The organism is Serratia sp. HRI (assembly GCF_010119335.3).
GTDB classification, from domain to species: domain Bacteria; phylum Pseudomonadota; class Gammaproteobacteria; order Enterobacterales; family Enterobacteriaceae; genus Serratia; species Serratia nevei.
This window is the reverse complement of the sequence record NZ_CP083690.1, coordinates 5,216,474-5,241,498: the sequence shown is the minus strand read 5'-3', so window position 1 is coordinate 5,241,498 and position 25,025 is coordinate 5,216,474. Positions and strand designations below refer to the sequence as shown.

At 57.8% G+C, this 25,025-nt stretch carries 13 protein-coding genes and 1 pseudogene; 2 read left to right on the top strand and 12 right to left on the bottom strand.

The window, feature by feature from the left end:
• Nucleotides 1–10: 10 nt before the first annotated feature.
• The gene (locus GF111_RS25095) at nucleotides 11–1,174 is read right to left on the bottom strand and encodes a M20 aminoacylase family protein (RefSeq protein ID WP_055317601.1); all 1,164 of its coding nucleotides are present in this window, start codon (nucleotides 1,172–1,174) and stop codon (nucleotides 11–13) included.
• A gap of 385 nt (nucleotides 1,175–1,559) precedes the next feature.
• Here GF111_RS25095 and GF111_RS25090 point away from each other — a divergent pair, with 385 nt between their 5' ends.
• Complete coding sequence (locus GF111_RS25090; protein ID WP_047730578.1) at nucleotides 1,560–3,626, top strand: carbon starvation CstA family protein; 2,067 nt, start codon at nucleotides 1,560–1,562, stop codon at nucleotides 3,624–3,626.
• Nucleotides 3,627–3,683: 57 nt separating this feature from the next.
• Here GF111_RS25090 and GF111_RS25085 read toward each other — a convergent pair whose 3' ends face one another.
• From GF111_RS25085 to GF111_RS25075, 3 genes are all read right to left on the bottom strand, one after another.
• Nucleotides 3,684–4,910: a glycosyltransferase family 9 protein gene (locus tag GF111_RS25085; protein WP_148940697.1), complete on the bottom strand. Its 1,227-nt coding sequence runs from the start codon at nucleotides 4,908–4,910 to the stop codon at nucleotides 3,684–3,686.
• 299 nt (nucleotides 4,911–5,209) lie between these two features.
• The gene (locus GF111_RS25080) at nucleotides 5,210–5,485 is read right to left on the bottom strand and encodes a hypothetical protein (RefSeq protein ID WP_224217775.1); all 276 of its coding nucleotides are present in this window, start codon (nucleotides 5,483–5,485) and stop codon (nucleotides 5,210–5,212) included.
• A gap of 58 nt (nucleotides 5,486–5,543) precedes the next feature.
• A complete protein-coding gene (locus tag GF111_RS25075) occupies nucleotides 5,544–6,032 on the bottom strand; it encodes a hypothetical protein (RefSeq protein ID WP_224217774.1) in 489 nt (162 codons plus the stop codon).
• Nucleotides 6,033–6,187: 155 nt separating this feature from the next.
• Here GF111_RS25075 and GF111_RS25065 point away from each other — a divergent pair, with 155 nt between their 5' ends.
• Entirely contained in the window at nucleotides 6,188–6,769 is a 582-nt protein-coding gene (locus GF111_RS25065; RefSeq protein ID WP_195998214.1) for a helix-turn-helix transcriptional regulator, read from the top strand.
• Nucleotides 6,770–7,040: 271 nt separating this feature from the next.
• On the opposite strand, the gene GF111_RS25060 is transcribed toward GF111_RS25065, so the two are convergent.
• The 8 genes and pseudogenes from GF111_RS25060 to GF111_RS25025 all read right to left on the bottom strand — a co-directional run bounded on the left by GF111_RS25060 (nucleotide 7,041) and on the right by GF111_RS25025 (nucleotide 24,971).
• A complete protein-coding gene (locus tag GF111_RS25060; RefSeq protein WP_047730574.1) occupies nucleotides 7,041–7,736 on the bottom strand; it encodes an IS6 family transposase in 696 nt (231 codons plus the stop codon).
• Between the two features lie 45 nt (nucleotides 7,737–7,781).
• Nucleotides 7,782–10,211 (bottom strand): DUF3772 domain-containing protein, encoded by a 2,430-nt coding sequence (locus tag GF111_RS25055; protein WP_047730573.1) that lies wholly within the window; start codon nucleotides 10,209–10,211, stop codon nucleotides 7,782–7,784.
• Nucleotides 10,212–10,471: 260 nt separating this feature from the next.
• Nucleotides 10,472–11,116, bottom strand: a pseudogene (locus tag GF111_RS25050) (VENN motif pre-toxin domain-containing protein); the annotation flags it as partial.
• A gap of 84 nt (nucleotides 11,117–11,200) precedes the next feature.
• On the bottom strand, nucleotides 11,201–11,449 hold the full coding sequence (locus tag GF111_RS25045) for a hypothetical protein (protein WP_071845391.1): 249 nt from the start codon (nucleotides 11,447–11,449) through the stop codon (nucleotides 11,201–11,203).
• Complete coding sequence (locus GF111_RS25040) at nucleotides 11,436–11,744, bottom strand: hypothetical protein (protein WP_154235543.1); 309 nt, start codon at nucleotides 11,742–11,744, stop codon at nucleotides 11,436–11,438. The genes GF111_RS25045 and GF111_RS25040 overlap by 14 nt, the downstream gene beginning before the upstream one ends.
• Before the next feature lie 361 nt (nucleotides 11,745–12,105).
• Entirely contained in the window at nucleotides 12,106–13,569 is a 1,464-nt protein-coding gene (locus GF111_RS25035) for a VENN motif pre-toxin domain-containing protein (protein WP_224217773.1), read from the bottom strand.
• Nucleotides 13,570–13,674: 105 nt separating this feature from the next.
• Complete coding sequence (locus GF111_RS25030; protein WP_057524199.1) at nucleotides 13,675–13,971, bottom strand: hypothetical protein; 297 nt, start codon at nucleotides 13,969–13,971, stop codon at nucleotides 13,675–13,677.
• Nucleotides 13,968–24,971 (bottom strand): hemagglutinin repeat-containing protein, encoded by an 11,004-nt coding sequence (locus GF111_RS25025; protein WP_224217772.1) that lies wholly within the window; start codon nucleotides 24,969–24,971, stop codon nucleotides 13,968–13,970. Before GF111_RS25025 ends, GF111_RS25030 begins: the two co-directional genes overlap by 4 nt.
• Between the last annotated feature and the right edge of the window lie 54 nt (nucleotides 24,972–25,025).

Sequence of the window (25,025 nt, the reverse complement as noted above, 5' to 3'; positions counted from 1 at the left end):
ATTTTCGAGTTTATTTTAAATAGGCTTCCGCCAACGCTCCCCAATACTGGCTGCCGGCCGCCAGGCAGCCGTCGTTAAAATCATATCCCGGGTTATGCACCATGCAGCTGCCTTCGCCATCGCCGTTGCCGATGATCAGGTAGCAGCCCTGCGGATGCGCATCGAGCATGAAGGCAAAATCTTCACTGCCCATCAGCGGCCGGGCGCCGTAGTGCGCGCGGTCATCGCCGAACTGCTGTTCCGCCACGCGGTGGGCGAAACGGGTCATCGCTTCGTCGTTGACCAGCACCGGCGTGCCGTTAACGTGTTCCACCACCGCGTGAGCGCCGAAGCTTGCCGCCTGCGTCTCGATCAGCGCCGGAATGCGTGCCAGCAAGGTGGCGCGCGCCTGGCGATCCAGCGAGCGCACGCTGAGCTTCATCTCCGCGCTGTCCGGGATCACGTTGGCCGCCTCACCGGCCTTGATGCTACCGACGGTGATCACCGCCGCCTCCAGCGGATCGATATTGCGCGAAACGATGCTCTGCAGCGCGACGGTGATATGCGAAGCCACCAGCACCGGATCGACCGTCAGCTGCGGAATGGCACCGTGGCCGCCGCGCCCCTGCACCCGCACGTTGAACTGATCCATCGAGGCCATAAACGGGCCGTGCTGGAAGAAGAATTCGCCGAGCGGCATCCCCGGCATGTTGTGCATGGCGAAGATGGCGTCGCAGGGGAAACGCTCGAACAGCCCCTGTTCCACCATGCGCGCGCCGCCGTTCAGCATCTCTTCCGCCGGCTGGAAAATCAGATGCAGCGTGCCGTTGAAGTTGCGCGTTTGCGCCAGGTAACGAGCGGCACCGAGCAGCATGGTGGTGTGACCGTCATGGCCACAGGCGTGCATGCGGTTGGCCACGCTGCTGCTCCAGGGCTTGCCGTTGTTCTCCTCGATCGGCAAGGCGTCCATATCGGCGCGCAGCCCGAGGCGTTTAACGCCATCGCCCACCCGCAGCGTGCCCACCACGCCGGTGCCCGCCAATCCGCGGTGCACCTCATAGCCCCACGAATTCAGATAATCCGCCACCAGATCGCTGGTGCGAAACTCTTCGAAACCCAGTTCAGGGTGTTGATGAATATCGTGCCGAATGGCCGTGAGCTGCGGTAAATACCCTTCGATGATTTCATTTATCATAATTAAATTCCTTTCGTGACTTTATTATTTATTTTATGAATGATTAAACCTGCGGGTTGAAATAAAGGTATAACACGGCACGGATGATTTTATTTCGGCACGCCTCGACAGATAAAATAATAATTCGCCAGACGCCGTACCCTGATAAAAAACGACGATGATTCGCTGTACGCGCCGTGAAAATGCAGAATGAATAACTGCCGGGGATTGCGTGGGCGGCAGCCTGCGCCAACGCGGTTTCATCACGTTGTTTTTACACTAAAACCCCACCTGCTTCACATTTCTCATCCGACCTGCCGCAGTTCGGCGGCAAAACTTCTACTGTTAAAACGTCATTCCTAATAACAACGTCGATTTTTACCTCTGTACGCCAAGGAGTTGTTTCATGAAAAACATCAGGTCAGGACTTATCTGGCTGCTGGTGGCGTTGGTCGGCGCCTTCGCCTTCGCCATGCTGGCGCTCAGCCGCGGCGAACATGTCAACGCCGTTTGGCTGGTGGTCGCCGCCGTCGCCTGCTACAGCATCGCCTATCGCTTCTACAGCAGGTTCATTGCCGACAAGGTCTTTGAACTGGACGACCGCCGTCTGACCCCGGCAGAACGTCACAACGACGGCCTGGACTATGTGCCCACCAACAAATGGGTGCTGTTCGGCCACCACTTTGCCGCCATCGCCGGCGCCGGGCCGCTGGTGGGGCCGATTCTGGCCGCGCAGATGGGCTTCCTGCCGGGAACCATCTGGATCCTGGTCGGCGTTATGCTGGCCGGCGCGGTGCAGGATTTCCTGGTGCTGTTCATCTCCACACGCCGCGACGGACGTTCGCTGGGGGAAATGGCCAAGCAAGAGCTGGGTGCATTCGCCGGGGTGATCACCATGCTCGGCGCGCTGGGGGTGATGATCATCATCCTGTCGGCGCTGGCGCTGGTGGTGGTAAAAGCCTTGGCCGACAGCCCGTGGGGGCTGTTCACCATCGCCGCCACCATCCCGATCGCCCTGTTCATGGGCATCTACATGCGCTTTATCCGCCCGGGCAAGATCGCTGAAATTTCGGTGATTGGCTTCGTGCTGATGCTGCTGGCGATCATTTACGGTGGCAACGTGGCGCAAGATCCTTACTGGGGGCCGTTCTTCACGCTGCACGGCACCACCCTGACCTGGGTGCTGGTGATCTACGGCTTCGTCGCTTCGGTGCTGCCGGTATGGCTGCTGCTGGCGCCGCGCGACTACCTTTCCACCTTTATGAAAATCGGCGTCATCATCGGCCTGGCCATCGGCATCGTCTTCGCCATGCCGGAGATGAAAATGCCGGCGGTCTCGCGCTTCATCGACGGCAGCGGCCCGGTGTTCGCCGGCGCCCTGTTCCCGTTCCTGTTCATCACCATCGCCTGCGGCGCCATTTCCGGCTTCCACGCGCTGGTCTCCAGCGGCACCACGCCCAAGCTGGTGGAACGTGAAAGCCACATCCGCTTTATCGGTTACGGCGCCATGCTGATGGAGTCTTTCGTCGCCATCATGGCGTTGATCTGCGCCTCGGTGCTGGATCCGGGCGTCTACTTCGCCATGAACTCGCCGGCGGCGCTAATCGGCACCACGGTGGAAAATGCTTCGCAGGTCATTAACAGCTGGGGCTTTATCGTCACGCCGGAAACGCTGGCGCTGATCGCCAAAGAGGTAGGTGAGAACTCCATCCTGTCGCGCGCTGGCGGTGCCCCAACCTTCGCCGTGGGCATGGCGCACATCATCAGCGAGGTGTTCAACAGCCGGGCGATGATGGCCTTCTGGTATCACTTCGCCATTCTGTTCGAAGCGCTGTTCATTCTGACCGCCGTCGACGCCGGCACCCGCGCCTGCCGCTTTATGGTGCAGGATCTGGTGGGCGTGGCGGTGCCGCAGCTGGCCAACAACCGTTCCTGGTTCGGCAATCTGGCGGGCACCACGGTGGCGGTGGCCGGCTGGGGCTTCTTCGTGTATCAAGGCGTGGTCGATCCGCTCGGCGGCATCAATACCCTGTGGCCGCTGTTCGGCATCGGCAACCAGATGCTGGCGTCAATGGCGCTGATCCTCGGCACCGTGGTGCTGTTCAAGATGAAAAAACAGCGTTACGCCTGGGTGACTATTCTGCCGACCGCCTGGCTGTTCGTGACCTCCATGACCGCCGGCTGGCAGAAGATCTTCCATGAGAAACCGAGCATCGGCTTCCTGGCGCAGGCGAAGAAATTCTCCACCGGCATCGAGCAAGGCACGATCATTGCGCCGGCCAAGTCGCTGAAAGACATGGAAACCATCGTATTCAGCAACCAGATCAACGCCGCGCTGTGCGGGTTCTTCATGCTGGTGGCGGTGACCATGCTGATCGCCGCCTTCTTCGCGATCCGCCGGGCGCTGCGCGCCGAACAGCCGACGGCGCACGAGGTGAGCGCCGCGCTGCGAGAGGAGACCGGCCGCAGCTGAGTCCGAGTTCAAGATAAACGGCCGGCCTCTGAGCAGAAACGCTGAGAGGCTGGGCCGTTATCCAACGGGCAATATTGCGTTATCGGCGGCATCCGCTTCATCGTTCAACGAACTGCCACGGTATTTTATCTCTCGTCCACCGAACAGGTCTTTTCGACCGATCTCATGCAATATAAGCTCCGGAACATTATCCACATCCGCTATTTTTCTGCTGTTAACAATAATCTGCCTCGCATTTTCATACCCGGGCCCCCACAAATCATTATTATCCGTTACGTTTTTGTAAACACAAATCAACGTTTTATTCCATGCGGCAGAAATATGTACGATCGACGTATCTGGGGATATAACTACATCAACCTCTCTAATCAATGCCATGACATGATGCAGTGAATTAAATGGATTTATAACAACACTATCCGAAAGGGATATATCCAGTTCTTTTCGATGATCAAGAATAATTACTTTTATATTGAACGATGCTTTATTAAGCATCTCAACAAGTCGGGAGAGTTGTTCTTTAGATAGGTTTCTCTCTGGACTCCCAGTGAAAGCATTAATTATAACCGTAACTTTATCATTCCAACCACTTAAATACCCCCTTACTTCAAAAGCTATATCATCTGGGATATGCAGGTCATAGGCACGGCTATTTTTAAGATTAATCCCTACGGCATGGGCAACCAAAGCAATGGCTTTAGTCACGTGCTCCTTACCATTTTCAAATGAAATAGATTTGCTGTAATGGTTAATGCAACTCCATTTATTAAGACCAAGAACAAACCTTGCGTTTATATCGCTAAAAAGCATCATCCTATGTACCGGAGTATCAAACAAGCAAAGATCGACCACAAGGTCATAGTTATTCCCCCTCAACTTTTCAACCGTTGATTTCGCAACGGTATGAGTGAATCTTTTCAAGAAAACTTCATTATTACAATCCTCTGCCTCGTAGATATTCCTGACATAGGGGTTATGTTCCATCACCACGCCACTTGATTTTGTGAGCAATAAATCCACTGTATAACCCGACTCACAAAGACATTTCACTAGCGGCGTCGTAACCACAACATCTCCTACGGTCCCTTCATTGCGAAGGAGCAATACGGTTTTGACCGATTTGATATCAAACACACTTTTTCTACGCTTATCCCAGATAAGCTTTGCAATATAAATCTTAATGTTCAGCTTTACTTTCTTGAAATAATAATTGCGCCTCCTGTTCCATTCTCTTATTTTTCTGAATCGCCCTGTTGAGATGGAAACGTCCAAATCCTTATGCATAACACACTCCATTAATTTTAATCAACAAAAGCCAATATCAAGAAGAAACCGTATGAAATTTACGTAGTAATTAATCTTTTTCGGTTGCCACGACAAGAAAATTTCCATGCGGAATTATTACCCACTACTTATCTACCCACTGCGAGGAATAATAATTCACCCATAAAATGATTACTCCAAAGCACATTCACCATTTTTATCGTATCCAGGCGAGAATAATATCAATCACCTTGCCGAGGATTTAACCGTGACATGTTATCGCGTGGGTGAGTTACTTTACCACCAACATCGATGGCTGCCTAGACAGGTATTTCAGAGAAAGGATGCTTAATCTTAATTACAATTACGTTTATTTCCATACGTTCATCCAAGACATAACCCAGGTAGGAATAGATCTGAATTTTCCGACCAACCTGCTGTTTCTCGCTTTCACTCAGCTGCTGCGCCGTCTTGCCCGGGAACAGCTGGCCGGCAATGTAGCGCGCCGCCAATTCACCGCCACCCGCGCCCAGCACCGCGTGCGCCATCGCGTTGGCCGCGACGTTGACCTCTTTCGTCTGCGGGTCGGTAGTCATCTCCTTGATTTTTGTTGCCAGGTACGGCGAAGCACCGCTCGCCAGCGCACCCGCCAGGTTATTGCCCGCCAGCGCCGTCAGCGCACCCGTTACCGCCTGCGCCGCCTTCTGCAGGTCGCTCGGTGCCGTATTGCCGCATCGCGTTGTCATACGCCTGCTTCATCACCGCCGCGTCACTCAACGATTTGTCGCTCTTCTCAAGCTGCTCCTGAGCCAGCGCGGCCGGGTCTTTCTGCGCCTTCAGCCCGGCGATATCGCCCTGCGTGCGGATGACGTCCATCGTCTGGCCGCCAATCTCTCCTATCAACTGCGCCTGCTTGAGCCGGTTTGGCTCCTTCTGCTTGTTGAATATCGGGCTGATGCTGCCGTCGTTGGCGTTATCCGTATCACGGTTTAGCTGCGCCACATCCTGCTGCTGTTTGTCTTTGTCGCGAACTATCAGCGTACCCTCACTGACGCCGGCCTTCGTCGCGCCCTCGGCATGCCCGCTGTGGTTGGCACCCGACAGCATGCCGCCGGCCATGTTGGTCAGCAGGTCTTTGCCCACCGGTCCGCCGGTACTGAAGCTGCCGCCGCTGTGCGTCGCGCTGTAGTCCGCCTGGTTGTGGATGTCCGTCCAGCCAACGCGCCAGTTCCCACCAGAACGTCAGGAAGTTCAGCGCAAACACCACGAACGTCACGGTAATCACCATCGTTATCCTCGTGGCCGACAGCTATTTTGCCCTGGGGTTGGAAGCGCTGCTTTACCACTACTTTACGCTCAGGTGTATACCGGTGCGCTTTTTACCCGAACAGTGCAGCGGCGAGGCGCAGCTGCTCTTTCAAAGTAAGGGTGTCAGCCGCAGCAGGCAGTTTTGTCGTCAGTATCATTTGGGTCACCGGCAACGGGTTATCACCGTGCTGGACACCCCGCGGGCCCGTTATTACCAGCCGCCCCAACAGCCCTGCCTGAGCGAACAGAGTGTGATAGAGCACCACATCGGCGTAAAGGCCTTGCTGCTGGATGTTGAACGGGTGCTGGCACTCCCTGCCGAGCCCCCCCCCCCCGCACAACAGTGCCCCCGCTGCGCCCGGGCACTGACGCGACGCGAGTGGCAGGTACTGACGCTCCTGAGGTGCCAGCAGTCCGTCGGGGATATCGCCCGGCATCTGGGACTCAGTCCCAAGACGGTTTATACCTACAAACGCTGCACCATGCACAAACTGGGTTTTACCCGTAACACCGAGCTGTATCACTGGCTGATTAACGGTGGCCTGGACACTGAGAGAAAGGAAATTGCATGACTGCCCCCCACACTGCTGTTTACCGCATCACGCTACTGACCCTGTTCATCTACAGCACCTTCGCGCTGAGCGGATGCGGCGGTAAGCGCCCGGCATGACCGCAACAACCGGGAAAGCCCAACCAGACCGGGAAGCGGAGCGCCTGAGTCAATGCCAAAAAGAACTCGCCGCTCTCAAACTCATCGCGCCGGCACAACACCAGGCATTAAGCCAGGAATTTGGTTGTGTCGCGTTAACGGCGGCAAGTTAGCAAAAGGGGGGGGCCGGTTATTTAGGCAGCCAACAAATAGAATTGTTCCACGGGTGACAATCCATCATGTTGTGGATGTTGATATTGTCCTTTGCGTATCATGTGGAGCAGTTCGATCCCGGCCAGCAGCGTCTGTGCACGGCGAAACGATTTGAATCTCAGCATCTGTCGTATCCGGCGTTTGATATTGCGGTGATCTTGCTCAACTAAGTTGTTCAGATACTTGCTTTGCCTGACGGTGATGCTTTCTTCAGCCGGCTTGTCGGCATTGAGCGTTGCCAGGGCGGCGGTATTGGCGCCGCTTTTATCGATCGTCACCACTTCAGGTTCGCCGTGGTGACGGATGGCCTTGCGAAAGAAACGCAGTGCGGCGGCGGCATCCCGTTTGGCGATCAACACAAAGTCTATGGTCTGCCCCGTGCTGTCGACGGCATGGTATAGATATTTCCACTGCCCTCTGACTTTGATGTAGGTTTCGTCCATGCGCCAGCGGCACCCCACGGCACGTTTATGTCGGCGAAATGCCTTATCCAGTAACGGCACCAGACGGATGACCCAACGATGGAGCATGGAATGGCCAACAACAATACCGCGCTCCGCCATCATTTCTTCCAGATTACGCAGGCTCAAGGCATAGGCCAGATACCAGCGAACACACTGGGCGATAATATCGACGGGATAATGCAGCCGCCGGAAGGCTTTTCGGATCAAGGGCATGGTCAGGTTACATCATAAAAAAACAGCATGTTACCCGACACAACCCTAGGAGGAGTGCTCCTCTTCGTTGGCCTGGTATCGTGTCGCCTGTTGCTTCATAAACACCACTTCCTGTGGGCTGGACAGGCTCACTTCCTGCGCGCGCAGCAGCTTGAGGATATTGAACAGCAGTTCGCTTTTGGTGGCGCCGACCATGCGCGGGCTCGTCACGTAGCCGGTCACGCTCAGGATGATGCCGTCCGGCCCCAGCTGGCTGAAGCGCACGTAAGGCGCCGGCGTTTCCAGAATAGTTTCGTACTCGTTATAGGCGCTGAGCAAGATATTGCGCACCTGCTCCGGATCGATGGAGGTCGGGAACGTCAGCGCAATGGTCACCACCCCTTGCGCGTTGCCCATGGTGGCGTTACGCACGTTCTGCGAGATCAGCTGCGAGTTCGGTACGATCATGGTGGAACGGTCGCTGAGCTGGATTTCGGTGGCGCGCACGTTGATGCGCCGCACGTCGCCTTCCACGCCGCCGATGCCGATCATGTCCCCCACCTTCACCGGGCGTTCGGTCAGCAGGATCAGGCCGGAAATAAAGTTCTTCACGATCTCCTGCAAACCGAAACCGATACCGACCGACAGGGCGCTGACGATCCATGCCAGGTTGCCCCACTGGATGCCCAGCGCCGCCAGGGTGATCAGAATCACCAGCACATAGCCGATATTGCTGAACAGCGTCACCAGCGAGGCGCGAATGCCGACGTCCGAGATGGTTTTCGGCAGCAGTTCAGAACCCAGCCAGCGCCGCACTGCGCGCAAAATATAGATGCCGATCGCCAGGCAGATCATGGCGTTAAGCAGGTTGCCGGGCACGATGTTGAAACGCTGCAGCCCTTCACCGGTCAGGATGGAGACGATTTTCTCCATCAGCGAGCCCGGCGTGGTGCTGCCGAACGAGCCGTTGAACAACGCGACAATCATCAACAGCAACAGCGAACATTTGGCCAATGCAATAGTGATGGTCGACATCTGTTCCAAATGGCGATCCTTGAAGCTGAGCGTTTTCTTCAGCATCTTGCCGCTGACGGTCTGCGGCGAAAACAGCGCGGCGCACAAATCGGTGGTGAACAGCACCATAAAGTAGAACGTCATCAGCACCAGCACCACCCAGATCAGCTGGTAGGTCAGGAAGCGGGCGAAGGCGATGTAGCCGATGAGCAGAGAAAACAGGATCACCACCGAACAGACCAGGATGACGAGGTGCACCAGCCCACCGACCAGCGTGCGTTTTTCCAGGGGCGCGCCCTGCTGTTCCAGACGGCGACGAATGTGCTGACCACGCAGCGGCGCAGCCAGCAACACCATCCCGATCAGCCCCGCCACCAGGCCGTTGTCGAAGATGGTGGTGGCTAATGAGACACTGACGACGTTGTTAATCAGTTCCACGGTGCCGAATACCAGCGCCAGGCCGGCCAGCAGCGGCGAGAAGTAACGCAGCCCGGCAGCCACCTCGTTATCCATGGAAATCAAGCGCCACGACGGGCGACTCAACGACAGCGTCGCACGCCCCAGCCCGGCGATCAGCGCGCAGAAAACCCCCAGAAAGTTGAAACCTTCGGCAAAATCCTCCAGCATCACCGGCAGCGGCTGCGCGCATACAAAGACGTAATACAGCAGATTCAGCGCGATGGAGGTGGTCACCACCGTCACCGCCACGGTGGCGATCGCCATGAAGCTGCGGCGCAAGCGCCCGTCCGGCAGGAAACGGATACTGACCCAGGCGAGAAAACGCTCGGAAAAATAGCGCCCCCAGGTCCAGATGATCACCGCCAGCGCCAGCAGCGCCAGCGTGCCGTACCGCCATTCGTCCTGCCAACTGGCGTCCCAGGCCGCTTTCATCTCTGCCTTGAACTGGTCCAGCCGTTGCACATCATCCGCGGATGGCTGCACCACCGGCGTCCAGAATTTGACGCCCAAAATGCTGCCGGTATTCAGCGTCAGCTGGGTTTTAAACGCCACCTGGCGCAGATCGCCGATCTGCTGCCCCAGATCGACGGCGCTGTTCTTGATGGCCCGCGCGTGTTTCACCGCGTCATCCAGCTGCTTTTTACTGCTGTTCAGCGCGTTGCGCTGCTGGGCCACCGCCGGGGTTTCCGGCAGTGCGTCGGCCACCGGGGGCGGTCCCAGCACGTCCAGCTGCGCTTTCAGTTTGTCCTGCTCGGGCTGCAGATCGGTGGCAAGTTTTTCCATGCTGGCGACCAGATCGTCGGTCGCCAGCCGCAATTTGCTGAGCTGGGTATCGGTGGTCGCTTTGGAAACCAGCTGCTTCATGTTGTCCAACTGCTTTTGCGCGGCTTTCAGCTGCGTGGCGGGATCGGGCGCGCTTTCGGCGGCGGGATCATCCTGGATGGCGGCGACGGCGCCGGGCGGTGTCAGCTGCAAACCCAGCAGCAATAACAATAACAGCAGGAAGGGACGAGATTTTAACATAATCAGTACTCAGCATCATTATCTGATAGGTAAACGAACAGGCGGCGGATGAACAGTCGCTTAACCATAAACGCTAATTATAATAGCTGCTTAATGTCGACCGAAATACCGTAATTATGGTTATTACTAGAAGCTTTATAAACTGTTTTTCCTTGATAAATCTTACTAGTTTTCTGTGAACTATCTTTTGCCAAGATACCAAAACCAGCCTGCTTAAAGAACTCCCCCATATTTCCGACGGAGCCAGCATTAGGAACATATGGCACTTTCTTACCTGGAAGGATAATTCCAGCGACCAACCCGCCAGTGGCTTCCAGTGCTGCCTGATTTCCTTCAGACGCCTGTTTGATTGTGTCGGCTACTGCTGACCAAGTATCACTGTTCATCAGCGCCTTAACGCTGTCCGCTACCGCCTGATTCTTGCCGGAGAGGTCATTAAGAGCCGTACTACAGTAGCTATCCCCGGTAGCACATGATGCCAGCGCCATAGCCGCATCGGCTGCGTAATCCGCTCCACCTAATGCTGCATCGCCAGTATCCGCAAGCGCGTTTATGATGCCATTCGCGATCGAAGACGTTGTTCCTTCACCAAGTTTATCCCTAACCTGATTTTTCAGAGATTCGGCGGCCTGTTTAACAGACTCCCGCGCCTTATCTCCCGACAACGAGTTATTCTCAACCGCATTCTTGCCGGCCTGCCCACCGGTCACCGCTCCCGCAGTATCCCCCGTCGCCAGCCCGCCTGCAAGCCCTGCGGCCAACTGGCTCAGTGCGCTCACCTGATGTTTCTCGCTTTCGCTCAGTTGCTCTGCCGTCTTGCCCGGGAACAGCTGCCCGGCAATGTAGCGCGCCGCCAATTCACCGCCACCCGCGCCCAGCCCCCTGCCGCGGCCGGCTTGGTTATTGAATAAATCACCTTTATCCATTCTACAGGCAGAAATCCAATCCTAGTCAACGCTAGGATTGGGTGATTATCCCTTCGAAATGGGTTACGTTTGTTTACGTGCTTTCATCCAAGCCATAAACCAGATGCCTATTCCCAGAGGAAGCCCTCCACTTAGACCATACCTTAATGAATTTAATACCTCTCCCTCCCAACGGAAGTAAAACCTTCCATCTTGAAAATAAAAAACAATAGCTATACTAAGGCTGGCTAAAAAAACAGTCAAAAAAATGACAAAAAACCAATAAACACATAGTAAAAATAAGTTAATTAAACCTGTCTTATTTATTTTCATTGGCTTTTTTCCTTGCATCTAACTGGTCTGTTACCTTTCCGCCAACAACCTCTGAAGTTATAGAACCGACAACTGCACCACCAATTTCTGATGATACATTCTCAGTAACCTTACCGGCTCCAGATCCTATAGCCGAACCAACCCCGGCTCCAATCATCGCATTGGTGACCCTGACCCCGAATATGCTCCAGTCATAATCAGGAATAACCGGCTGTGCTGCCCCTGTTCCCAGACCTTTTGCCAGGTCGCTCTGCGCCTGCGTTACCTCTTGCGGCGTGGCACCATGCTCCGTCATAAACTTGCTCAGTGTCGAAGTGGCACGCCCTGCGTCCATTAGCCCATTCGGCAAGCTCAGATGGTTATTCTCAATGACATTATTTCTGGAGATAGTTAAAAATGCTTGTCACTTCACCTGTATCTACTTTTTTTTGCATGCTGATAATAGATCCACCAACAGCCCGTAGCTATCAGTGACCCTGTGAAAAATGCTGCTTTGGTATACTTCCATGAGTCACTCCAAGTCAGCTCAAATGGAATGTGGTAGATCAATAAGAGATAGCCTCTAATGAGAACATATAAAAGTAAAAACAATACGATCATTGCTACATTACAGGCAAAAAATAGATAAGAAAAAATGAAGAACCAACAATTTTTGTTCATTTTTGGTTCCCTTTTTGGAATTTGGCATCTGCTTTACCAGCTTGATCATTGAGGATCTCCGTCGCCGCACTGCCCGAGGCATTACCTGCCATACCTGGCACTGGATTAATCGGCAGCGGTTTAGATATCCCCATACCAACATCAGTCCAGATCCAGTCTTTCCATGGTTTCATTGGGTTTAAAACTTTATCAAGCGGTAATTCAACCAATTTACCAACACCATAGCCCAACCCAGATGCTGCCCCACTGATAGCGCCACCTTTCAACGGATCATCACCTTTAAGGTAGCTGGACGTAGCACCACTACCAACATTGACTGCCATAGTACCCCACAACCCAGTTCCTGCGGTGAATGCACCTGTCCAGTAACCAAGGATTACATCATTCGGATTCACTTCACCATTAATCAGTAAGCCCACACCAGCATTAGCTCCCGCGCCTATCAGACTTGTCGTTGCAGCAGCTCCAGGCAACAGCGGCCAAGCCATCACACTACCCGCCGCAACAACCATCGTCTGGCATGAAACTGGAGTACCACCGCTACATGCTTCCTTAATTGCAGCTTGTTGTTCAATTTGCCATTTATCAATAGTTCCGGGTTTGTTCTTCTCAGCCGCCGCCAGTACGTTGGCTAGGCCATTATTCTCAACCGCATTCTTCCCAGCCTGCCCGCCGGTCACCGCTCCCGCAGTATCCCCCGTCGCCAACCCGCCTGCAAGCCCTGCAGCCAGCTGGCTGAGCGTGCTCACCTGTTGTCTCTCGCTTTCGCTCAGCTGCTCCGCTGTCTTGCCCGGGAACAGCTGACCGGCAATGTAGCGCACCGCCAGTTCCCCGCCACCCGCGCCCAGTCCCCCTGCCGCGGCCGACTGGTTGTTCAACTGCGCAGTCACCGCGCCCAGTACAGCGTGCGCCATTGTGTTGGCAGCAACGTCGACTTCACCGGTCAGCGGATTGGTGGTCAGTTTCTTGATTTCCGTCGCCAGGTACGGCGAGGCACCGCTCGCCAGCGCACCCGCCAGGTTGTTGCCCGCCAGCGCCGTCAACGCCCCCGTTACCGCCTGCGCCGCCTTCTGCAGGTCGCTGCCGGTGCCGTATGCCTTCATCGCCTTTTGGTATTGCGGCGTTTCACGCAGAGCTTTTTCATCACCTTTCAGCTCGGGGTGCGCCGTCAGGGCCGCTTTCAGCCCGTTGATATCACCCTGCGTGCGGATGACGTCCATCGCCTGGCCGCCAATCTCTCCTATCAACTGCGCCTGCTTGAGCCGGTTTTGCTCCTTCTGCTTGTTGAATATCGGGCTGATGCTGCCGTCGTTGGCGTTATCCGTATCACGGTTCAGCTGCGCCACATCCTGCTGCTGTTTGCCGGTATCGCGGACTATCAGCGTCCCTTCGCTAACCCAGGCCTTCGTCGTGCCCTCGGCGTGCCCGCTGTGGAAGTGAGCGCTGCGCTCCAGTTGCAACGACAGGAAATGGATGTTTTTAAGGCTTCAGAGGCAGCAACCCCGATCTATTGGCCGGTGCTCGACTCTTTACAAAACATATCCTGTCCCACAGTTGAATAGGGTTTAGTAATCAGCGTGATATATAACTTTGTATGCACTTCCCAGTTCTTCTTGAAGAAGCTCAGCTAATTTATAACCGTCATCAATAAATAGCTTTTCCTCTTCCACACTTTTAAAACCAGACAATGCCGGATCATCTGTATTAAGTATGGCATCATATCGTTTTGCCCAAGCCTCAAGGCTATTTTTTAACCCCAAAGATATTGGTAACTCGTCGGGAGATATATCCCCAAAATCATCTGGAGTCGTTCCCCATAATGGATAGCAATGATAATCAGCCATTAACTTTATTTCTTTCATTTTACTGACCCTCGCAAGTTAGCTCCTACTACGTATCCATTACTCCCCACAGTAACAGCAATATTATATTTCTTACCGTCGATCATGGTTTCGTAAATTGGACGCCCAGCTCCAGCACCCTGATAACCAACAATTTTACCATCAGTAACAGCCTTCATTACGACATCGGGAATACGTGCTTCTGACACGCCAATTTGTGCAAATTGGTCACCATGCTCTTCTACTATATGTTGCAACCCCGATTTTGAATTCCCTTTCTCAAGGAAGATAATTTTCCCACTATTATCCTTTGCAGCACCAACAACATTTTCAGGTGTAAATTTAATACCCTGAATTGTCATTTCTTTAAATAAAGATTTAGTTGTTAGGCTGTTTTTTGCTATCGCAATTAAATCCTTACCCAGTACACCCAGAGATGTTAAAGCTGCTTGGTTCTCAGGATTTGATGCGTATGATGCAAAACTCATCCAACCAGGGCTGTTTACATCAATATTTGCCAGATCCTGGCTATTCCACTGCTGGACATAGGCTTTGGCTTCCTCACTGGTCATCACATCCACGCCAGGAATTCTACCTAACCAACCGGGCCGTTCTGTCATCTCAATGCCACCTTGAGCCAGCTCTTTGTCAATAACTACGGCCTCCAGTGGATTATCTTTCAACTTCTGATCGGTTTCTGCACTTTGCTTATCGCTAATTTGTTTCCACTTATCTATAACTGCTTGGCAGTCGCCACCTGATTTCCGACAATCTGACAGCTCTTTATCAAAAGCAATAGACTGAGACTGATTCAGGTAGTTATTCTCAACCGCATTCTTGCCAGCCTGACCGCCAGTTACCGTTCCCGCAGTATCGCCCGTCGCCAGCCCGCCTGCAAGCCCTGCAGCCAGCTGGCTGAGCGTGCTCACCTGTTGTCTCTCGCTTTCGCTCAGCTGCTCCGCCGTCTTGCCCGGGAACAGCTGACCGGCAATGTAGCGCGCCGCCAGCTCCCCGCCACCCGCGCCCAGTCCCCCTGCCGCGGCCGACTGGTTATTCAGCTGCGCGGTCACCGCGCCCAGCACTGCGTGCGCCATCGCATTGGCGGCGATATTGTTTTCACCGACCCGTTTCTTGATTTCCGTCGCCAGGTACGGCGAGGCACCGCTTGCCAGCGCACCCGCCAGGTTGTTGCCCGCCAGCGCCGTCAACGCCCCCGTTACCGCCTGCGCCGCCTTCTGCAGGTCGCTGCCGGTGCCGTATTGCCGCATCGCGTTGTCGTACGCCCGCTGCATCACCGCCGCATCGTTCGTCGGTTTGCCGCTCTTCTCAAGCTGCTCCCGGGCCTGCGCCAGCGCCGCCGGGTCTTTCTGCGCCTTCAGCCCGGCGATATCTCCCTGCGTGCGGATGACGTCCATCGCCTGGCCGCCAATCTCCCCAATCAACTGCGCCTGCTTCAGCCGGTTCTGCTCCTTCTCCTTGTTGAATATCGGACTGATGCTGCCGTCGTTGGCATGCTCGGTATCCCGGTTCAGCTGCGCCACATCCTGCTGCTGTTTGTCTTTGTCGCGAACTATCAGCGTCCCTTCGCTAACCCCGGCCTTCGTCGTGCCCTCGGCATGCCCGCTGTTGTTGGCGCCCGACAGCATGCCGCCGGCCATGTTGGTCAGCAGGTCTTTGCCCACCGGCCCGCCGGTGCTGAAGCTGCCGCCGCTGTGTGTTGCGCTGTAGTCCGCCTGGTTGTGGATGTCCGTCCAGCCCAGCGTGCCGGTATCGAGGCGGTTTTTCTCCTTGTCAGCTTGGCTTGCAATCACAGCGCCGTCGAGTTGGGTGTGTTCTTTGACCTTGACGTCATACCCGCCCTTGCCGGCAAACAGCCCGGTCTGCTCTTTTACCGAGTCGAAGTTGCTGTGCAGCTTGTCCTTGCTGGCGCTTACGTTGGCTGAGCCGGTCATCGAGCCGAAGGTGAAACTGCCGCCCGCGCTGACATTTTGCTGTTTGGCATCATAGCGGTCGCTGTCCTGCTGGCTTTGCAGCGTCAGGTCACGACCCACGTCGACGGTAACCTTTTCGCCGCTGGCCTGCGCGCCGGTAAGTGTGGTGTCGCGGCCGCTGGTCACCTTGAGATTACTGCCCGCATCCAGGGTGGTTTCGGTATGGGTCAGGCCGTTGCCGTTCTCATGTCCCTTGCCGGCATTGACGCCAGCCGAGACGCTGATGCCATACCCGCCCGAACCGGCGCCGATACCGACGCCGACGTTGCCGCCTTTGCTGCTGTTCTTGCCGACGGTGCTTTCGCTGTTCTGCACCGACTGCAGGGTATTGTCCCGCGCTGCATCGAGCGACAGGTCTTTGCCCGCCTTCAACTGGCTGCCGGTGATGGTGATATCGCCGCTTTGCGCATTGTGGTTCTTGCCGGTCGCCGTTATCGACAGGTTTTGCCCGGCGGTGAGCGTGCTGCCCTGCGACTGTCGGCTGTCGGTGCGGGTTTCGCTTTTCGACGACTGACTGCCGTAAGAGGCGCTGATACCCACCGTATTGGTGGCGCCCTGCGCCGCACCTTCGTCTCCTGGCTGTAAACCGGCAGCGGCGTTTTTTGCCTCCGCCGAGGCGGTTAGCGCATTGTCCCGCTCCCAGGCCTGGGCGGCCTGCACGCCGGACAGCGCGGCTTTGGTGTTTTGCAGCGCGTTCAGGCGTCCGTCGCCTTCCTTTCTTGCCTGTTGCGCCGAGCTGACGGCGGTGTTGAGCGCGCCGCCCACGGCGCCCGACAACGCCACGCTCAGGCCGCTCTGCTTCTGCTCGAAGGTTTCTTTGCGCGTGCGCTGATCGTAGCCGGGGTCGATAGTCACGCTGTCGCCGGTCAACGCCAGGTCCTTGCCCGCCACCAGGTCGGCGCCGCCAATGTGCAGCTGGTTGCCCGCCGTGATGTTGACGCTGCCCTGGCTGCTGCCGACGGTGCTGACGCTCTGGCTCTGGGTCCGGCCTTTTTCGTCGATTTCGTGTTTGCTCGACTGTTTGCCAATGGTGAACCCAATACCACCGCTGCCCAGCAGGCCGCTCTTTTTCTTCTCTTCCAACCGGTAGTGCGTGTCGGTCTCGGTGGCCGCACCGATATCGACGTTATTTCCGGCCTGCAGGTTCACGTCCCGGTCGGCGGCAATGGCCGAGCCGGAGACCGTCAGGTCATTGCCGGCGTTGACGCTGATGCTGTCGCCGCTGAGCAGGCTGCCTTTCTCGCGGGTGGTCGCATCGTTGGCGATACTGTGGCTGCTGCTTTTTTTCAGGAAGCCCTTTTTCTGTGACCGCTCTTCACTGAAGGTCGACTCGCGTTCGGTGGCGGTATTGAGGGTGACATCCTGCTTCGCCTGCAGGGCAACGGCACCCTGTTCGCTGTGCAGGGCGCTGGCCGTGGCGGTGATGCTGCCGTCCTGCGCCACCACAGTAACGCCGTCACGCCCGCTGAGGGTGCTGCCCACCACATTTTCCCGCAGGACTTCTTCGGCGCGCTCACCCTTGGTTTTCCGGCCGCGGCTCTCTTCGCTGGAGACGCGATGTTCGCTGTCGGTGGTGTGGTTAAGGACCACATCCTTTTTCGCCTGCAGGGCGATGGCACCCTGGTCACTGCTCAGGGTACTGCCGGTGACCGTAACGTCACCTTCACGCCCGATCACTGTCACGCCGTCGCGCGCGCTGAAAGTGCTGCCGGTGCTGATTTCACGTTCGGTCTGCTCTTCGCGATGGCTGCTTGTTTTGCCCTCGCGTTTGTTTTCGCTGTCCTGGTCTTGCGTGCGGCTGCGCGCGTCTTTAATGGTCACGTCCTGTGCACTGACGCCAATACGCCCCTCTTTGCTGTCAATTTGCGCGCCTTCGGCCAACAGGCGGTTGCCCGCCACCAGGGTAACACCCTGGTCGCCGCCGAGCGTGCTTAATGTCAGCCGCTCTTCCTGGCGGTCGTTGCTGACGGATGACGTTCGGCTGTTGGCGTCCAGGTGTGTGGTATTGGTGGTGCTTTCGGCCCCGATGTTGATATCGCCGCCGGCCTGCACGCGGGTGCTGCCGGCGGCGCTGGTCTGGCTGCCCGTGAACGTGACGTCTCGCCCGGCCGAAAGATTAAGGTTGCCGCCGGCGTTAAGTTCACTCCCCTGAGCCTGCTGCCATTCGCCGCTGACGTGCGCCATCCGGGAGCCTGCCGCTTCCGTGCCGCCGCGGGTGCGGTTGCCCATAGAGCCCGAGATAATCTCAAGGTCGGCGGTATGGCGGCTTTGCGCGGCGGTGATGGTCAGGTCGTTGCGCGCGCTCAGGTTGAGCGTATCGGTCGCATCAAGCTTCGCCCCCGTGAGCGTGATATCGGTGCCGCGCAGGCGAATGTCGCCGGCGCTCATCGTCGCCTGGCGCAGTGCGTCCTGCAGGTTAGTGCTCAGGGTCAGACTGTCGGCCTGCACGTCGATGCTGCCGGCTTTGATGTCGCCGCCCTGATGCAGGAACTGCCCGGCGTCGACCGTCAGGGCTTTGTCGGCAAACAGGTTGCTGGCATTGGTGATGCTGTTTGCCGAGAGCTGCAGGTCGCCACCGCCAATCACCGCGCCATCGCCGGTCAGGCGCAGCGTGGTCTGTGCCAGGTACACCTTCGGCACCCACACCGTTTGCGGGCCGCCTTCCGTTTGCACCGTCTCGCTCACCAGCCAGACGATATCCTGTTGCAGCGCCGCAATTTGCTCCGGCGTCAGGGCCACGCCCGGCACCAGATGGAAGTCCTGGGCGACTTTGCTGCCGTTGTTCATCAGTTGCTGATACTGCTCTATCGCATCCCAGCCCTTGACGGACGGTTTGCCGGTCAGCGCCAGCACCTGCTCGCGCACCAGACGCTGCTCGTAAAAGCCGTCGCCCAGGCGCTTATGGGCCTGCGCGGGGTCATACCCTACGCGTTCGAGCATGTAGTCGCTGCTGATAAAGTTGTCGCGGCGGGTAAAACGCTCGTCGGTCACCACCAGGAACGGGCTGCCGATCGCCGTATGTTGACTAAACAAGCCGTTATTGGGGATGGTGGTGGCCACATTGCCCAGATGCTGTAACTGCGTCAGCGCCAGCTCAGACGGCAGCAGCGGGCGCCCCAGCGGCGAGGACGGCGTGGCGCCGGGTTGCGTCATCTGTTCGCCCTGTGCCAGCGTCGTATCGCCGTCAGGTCGGGCAGCCCCCTCTACCGTGAAGGCCAGCGGATTGCGTTCAAGCTCGGCGCGTTCGGCATCTACCGCCTTCAATGCCGCATCCAGTTGACTGATTTGTGCCTGATTGACCGTGGTATTGGTGATACGGGCCCCGTTAATGGTGACCGTGCCGTTGCCGGAGATAATCCCATCAACGGTCGCCAGCGCCGTGGTCTCGTCTCGATTGAACGTCGGGTACCAGTGATGCGTGTCCTTGTCATAGTGGTCAACGATCGCCGCCTGGCGCCGTTCGTTAACCGAGTAACCGCGGTTGTCTACGCTGCCGCCGCCGTCCTGCGTCAGGTTGCCGTTGGCGGTAATGACGCTGGCGTCATTGAGCAATGCTCCCGTGATGCGCAGCACCATGTTGCCGCCCGCCAGAATACGCGCGCCGATACCTTCAGAGACCAGCCTGTCGCGCGTCAGCGTGCCGCTTTCGGTTCGCTCGCGGAAGTTGTTGTAATCGGTGATGAATGGCGCGCTGTCGATGTCGACATGCTTTTCGGGATCCCAGGTCATCACCTGCGTCCAGTCGTGCTCCCAGTGGAAGCCGTTTTGGTACGGCGTCGGGATAGTCGCCAGCTGATTTCCCCCCCGCGTCTCGTAGAACGTCATCGCATAGCTGCCATCGGCATTCGGCTTGAGCGCCAGGTAATTGACCCACAGGTCGGTCATTTGCCCTTTATTGTCCTTGACCCGTACCTGCGCGCGTTTGCCCGCCGCATCAATGGCCAGCAGGGTACCGTAGCGGTAGGTTTGCGCCGCCGAATCATCCTGGAAGGTCAGCTGTTGGGTGGTCGGCGCCAGGGTGCTTTTGTCAGGGTTGACCTTTGAACCGTAGGAGCGCCAGTAGTAGTTGTAGCGGTGCCATTTGTAGTCGCTTTTCTCGGCGTCACGCTCAATCACCAGCCCTTCACGCAGGTTGTTCAGGCGACGGGCCTCAACGGTAGCGTCACCATCCGCTTCGATAAAGCTCGCCCGGTTCTCAATCAGGTCATCGCTGTGAAGATGCAGACGGTCGGCGCTGTAAATCAGCGCCCCCTCCCGGTTGCCCAAGCGTTCACCGGCCTGCACCGTCAGGCTGTGGGTCGCCGCCATCACCGCAGGCGCACCGTGGTTGTCGATGACACGCCCGCGCACGGTGATGTCATCCCCCATCAGCGCCGCGGCGTTGTCCAGGGTATCCACGTTCAGCGTCATGCTGTCCGCTTCAATACGCCCGGTGTTTTGCAGTGCCCCTGTCGTCAGCTGCAGCGTTTTACCCACCAAGATGGCCGGATTGGTGATGCTGGCCGCATTGAGCGCCAGATTGCCGGGCAGCAACCAGTCCGCCAGATTGGTAAAGGCGCCGCTCAGGGAGAACGTCACCGTACCGTTACTGCTGATCGTTTCGCCGGCCTGATGGGTGTAGTCCTGCTGCGCGGACAGCGTCAGCGCCTGCAGCCCCAGCAGGGTACCGTTCTGATTATCCAAGGTACGCGCCTGCAGGGTAAGTTGCCCGGCGCTCTCCACTCGCCCGCCCTGGTTGAGCAGCGCCAGCGGCGAGTCGGTCCGTGACCGGTCAGTATTGATATTGAGGTTGCCGTTGGCCAGGAGACGCCCCTGGCGGTTGTCCAGCTGCGTTACCCCCGAGAGGGTCATCTGGCCGCTACTCTGCAGGCGGCCTGCGGTATTGTCGATATCACGAGAGGTGATATCGGTGCGTGTGGTGCCCAGTATCAGTCCGCCATCGCGATTGTTCAGACGCTCGGCCTGCACATCCAGTTCCGCCTGGCTGCTGAGCGTGCCCTGTCCGCTGTTATCGAACGCTTTGGCCTTGAGCGTCAGGCCCTGAGTCGACACCAGTTGCCCACCCTGATTGTTGACCTGCGCCCCCTCAAGCGTGAGTGTGTCGCCGCTGTGCACCTTGCCGTGCTGATTGTTAAGCCGGTCGAGTCGGTAGATGCCCGAGCCCTGACTGATGAGCGTGCCGCCGGCGTTGTCCAGCTGCTTTGATGCCACCGTGATGCCGCCGCGGCTGCTGAATACGCCGCGCGTATTATTGATACCGGCCGCCGACACCTGCTGGCCGCCATTGCCGCGCACCGCGCCGCCGGTATTTTCCAGCAAGCCAAGAATACGCAGTGTCACCTGCTGCTGACCGTCTATCGTTCCGCCGGCGTTATTCAGCGCTTGTGCGTCAAGTTGAAGCGCCTCGCCACTTTGCACTTTCCCATCGCGGTTGTTCAGCGCATCGCTCAACATAAGGCGTTGTTGTTTGTGGCTGTACAGCAACCCACCCTGTGTATTATCGAGTGCACGGGCGGCGATAGTCAGCCCCTCGCCCGCCAGCCACTCGCCGCCGGCGTTATTGATGGCGCCGGCGCGTTCGCCGTCTTTGGCACCCATAACAGCAAGCTGCCCCTGCGCCGAGGCCTTGCCGTTGTGATTATCAATATCCTGTGCGACGCGCAGTACCAGATCCGCCGCCGACTGCACCACGCCTTTAGCGTTGCCCAGCCAGTCCGCCGCAAGTTGTGCTCCCTGCAAGCTCTGCACACTGCCGGCTGTGTTGTCAAAGCCACCGCTGATCGCCTGCCAACCGCCCTGACTGCCCATCCAGCCCTGGGCGTTGAAAATGTCCTGCGCCTGCAGTACCTGAGACGATTGACTAAAAATCCGCCCCTGCCCGTTATCCAGTTTACTGGTGAACTGCATGTCCAGGCTGCCCAGCGCGTTGATGGTGCCCTGGGCATTGAGCAGACTGGCAGCTCGTACCTCGGTATGCCCCTTGCCGGTAACCGTGCCGCCCTGGTTGTCCCAGCCGCCGGTCAGGTTCAGGGACAGCGCCTGGCCGCCCAGCACCACACCGGCGGTGCGGTTGGTCAGTTGCCCGCCCTGAAGAGACAGGTCGCCGCCGCTCTGCAGGGAACCGCCGTCATTATCGAACAGGCTGGCTGCACCGCCGTTAACGGCAAGGGCCTGCTGCGCGGTCAGTTTACCGGAACGGTTGAGGATATTGCCTGCGGCATCCAGTGTCAGGCTTCCGCCGGACTGTAGCCGCCCGCCGGTATTGTCGAGCGACTGCGCGCTGGCGGTGACCTGATGACCGCCTTGTGCGGTGCCGTCTCGGTTATCCCAACCGCCGCTTGTCTGGACGGATAGAGCATTGCCGGCTTCAAGCCAGCCAGCGGCGTTGTTTAGCGCTTGCTGTGCCGTCAGGCGCATATCCTGCTTGGCGACCACCTTACCCTGAGCGTTATCGAGGCGCTGCGCCGCCAGTGTGAGCGACTCGCCGCTGATTTCCCCTTCGTGGTTGTTCAGCGCTTCCTTGCTGGACAGCTCCAGCCTCTGCCCGCCCAGCAACATGCCGGCCTCGTTGCGGATGTCTCGCGCTGACACCGTGGTTTGTCCATTTCCCTGCACCGTACCGTGATGATTGTTCAGCTCGCCCTCACTGCTCACCGTCAGCATCTCACCGGCACCCAGCAGCCCTTGCGTATTGTCCAACCCGTGGCGGGCATGCAGGTCAAGCTGCTCTTGGCCAATCACTTTGCCTTGCGTATTGTCGAGCCGGTCAGACTTCACCGCCAGCACCGCGGCGCTGATTTCGCCGTCGCGGTTGCTGGCATTACCCGAGGTCGTCAGGGTTGATGCCAGGCCTGACAGCAGCTTGCCGCCGTCGTTGTTGAGGGTCGTTGCCGTTGCCGTGACGGCCGTTTCGCCTTGCGCCGTACCGCCGCGGTTGTCCCAGTCGCCGGTATGGATATCCAGCGCCTTGCCGGCACCAATGAGGCCGCGTTGATTATCCAGGCGGCTGGATGTCAGATCGAGATTGCCCTGACCGATGACCTGCCCCTGCATGTTATCCAACCGCTGCGCCACCAGACGTACGTCATCACCGCTCAGGGTGCCGGACGCGTTATTCAGCTCGCTGCCCGCCTCAAACGTCAGGCCGTTCCCGGCCAGCAGGTTGCCCCCGGCATTATTCACCGCGCCATCCGCATGGAGCGTAAGCCCCGCCTGGGTTTTTACCGTGCCGCTCTGATTATCGAGGCTGCCGGCTTCCAGGCGGAGATCGCCGTTGCTGCCCACCGTCCCACCGGCATTGTCGAGCAGGCCGCCGACCTGCCAGTGTTGCGCCGCGCCGCCCAGCGCCACCAGGCGGCCTCGCTGATTGACTAACTGGCCGGCCGAAAGCCGGAGGTTCTGCGCCTCGATGGTACCGTCACTGTTGTCCAACTTGCCCGCTAGGGTAACGCGGCTCTCACCGTCATCGGTTTGTGACCAAGTGGCCTGTTGGTTGAACAGGTTGTCGGCATCCACCGTCCAGCGCCCAGCCTTGACTTTGGCCTGCTGTGCATCCACATTTCCCTTCGTGCTCACGGCCAGCTCACCGCTATCAACGGTGGACTGGCGTAATGCCACGCCGCCTTCACGTGCCGTCAGCGCAGTACGGCCGGCTCCGACCTGCGCGCCGCTGATATCCACCCGGTGCCCGGTCGCGTTGACGTTCTTTTTAGCGAGCAGACTGCCACTGGCGCGGATATCGCCCTGGCTATCAAGCTTCAGGTTGGCTTCCTGGACCAGGGTGCTGTCGGCATTACTGCCCGCCAGCAGGTGGCCGCTGCTCTGGATACCGCGCGTGGCGTTCAGCTGTACATTCCCGGCCGCCGCCAGCGTCCCGGACTGCGTTAACATTCCCTCACGACTCTGCACGGCCAGTTGGCCACCGCTATACACTTTCCCGTGCGTCTCAATGTCACCTTTTGCCGCCAGTTGGATATCGCCGCCGGCCTGCGTAGCCGCATCCGGCGCATCAGACTGCCAACTGAGCTTACCTTCGCTGCTGACGGTGAGCGTTTTGCCGGCCTGAACCTGCCCGTTCTGGTTGCGCACGCCGACGCCGGCCTCGGTGCCAATCATACGGATACTGCCGCTGTACATGCCGCCCATCTGCCCCATGTCGATGGCAAGCTCTGGTCTGGTACTGCCGTCGTCCGAAAGCGGTTTCGCGGTTTTACCGCCCGCACTCACGCGGTTACGACCGGCCACCACCGACACGCCTTCTTTGGCCCAGACGCCGGCGTTGACTTCCACCGCACGGGCCAGAATGTCGACGTACTCGGTATCATGACGGGCATCCCCGTTGAGTCCGCCACCCTCGATGCGCACCACGCCGCGCTCAACCTGGTAGCCCGCCACGCTGCCATCGGCGTTCAGTTGCGGTTTGCCGGTGGTCAGCGTCATGCGCCCGGCGTTGATGGTGCCGCAGCCGTTGCAGACGATGCCGGCGGGGTTGGCCACAATCACCTGCGCCTTGCCGCCGGCCACTTCCATAAAACCGCGCAACTGGCTGGGATTGTTGCTGTTGACTTCGTTGAGGATGACGCGCGCCGGCGCGGAATTGGGATTGAGGTTAGGGTTACCCTGGATCATCCCGGCCATCTGGGTCGAGGTCATCACCGCCGAGTTGTTGAGGATGGCGCCTTTGGTGTCGACATCGAACTGCTGATACTGATTATGTGAGACCCCAGCCTGGTTGGGGGCGGTGATGTTGACCTGCGGCAAGCCGTTCTGGGTATTGATGATCTCCGGCCGCAGGGAAGGATTGGCACCGCCGTCCGCCACAATGCCGTCTGCCATGACGGGGCCGGCGAACATCAACAGCCCAAGCAGCCACACTGGCCGACGCACGGTGCCCCACAGACGACGTCCAGCCGTTATCCCTGAACCGATGCGCTGCCCCGGTTCGCTGCTGCAGCTGCGGGCCAGTTCGGACACCACTCGCAACTCCCCGTGAGTGCGGCTGAAAATAAGGCGATAACAATGTTTGTTCATGGGTCACATCCGTGAGAAAAGTCAGTCCGTTTAGATCGGTGTCGGCAATGCTGC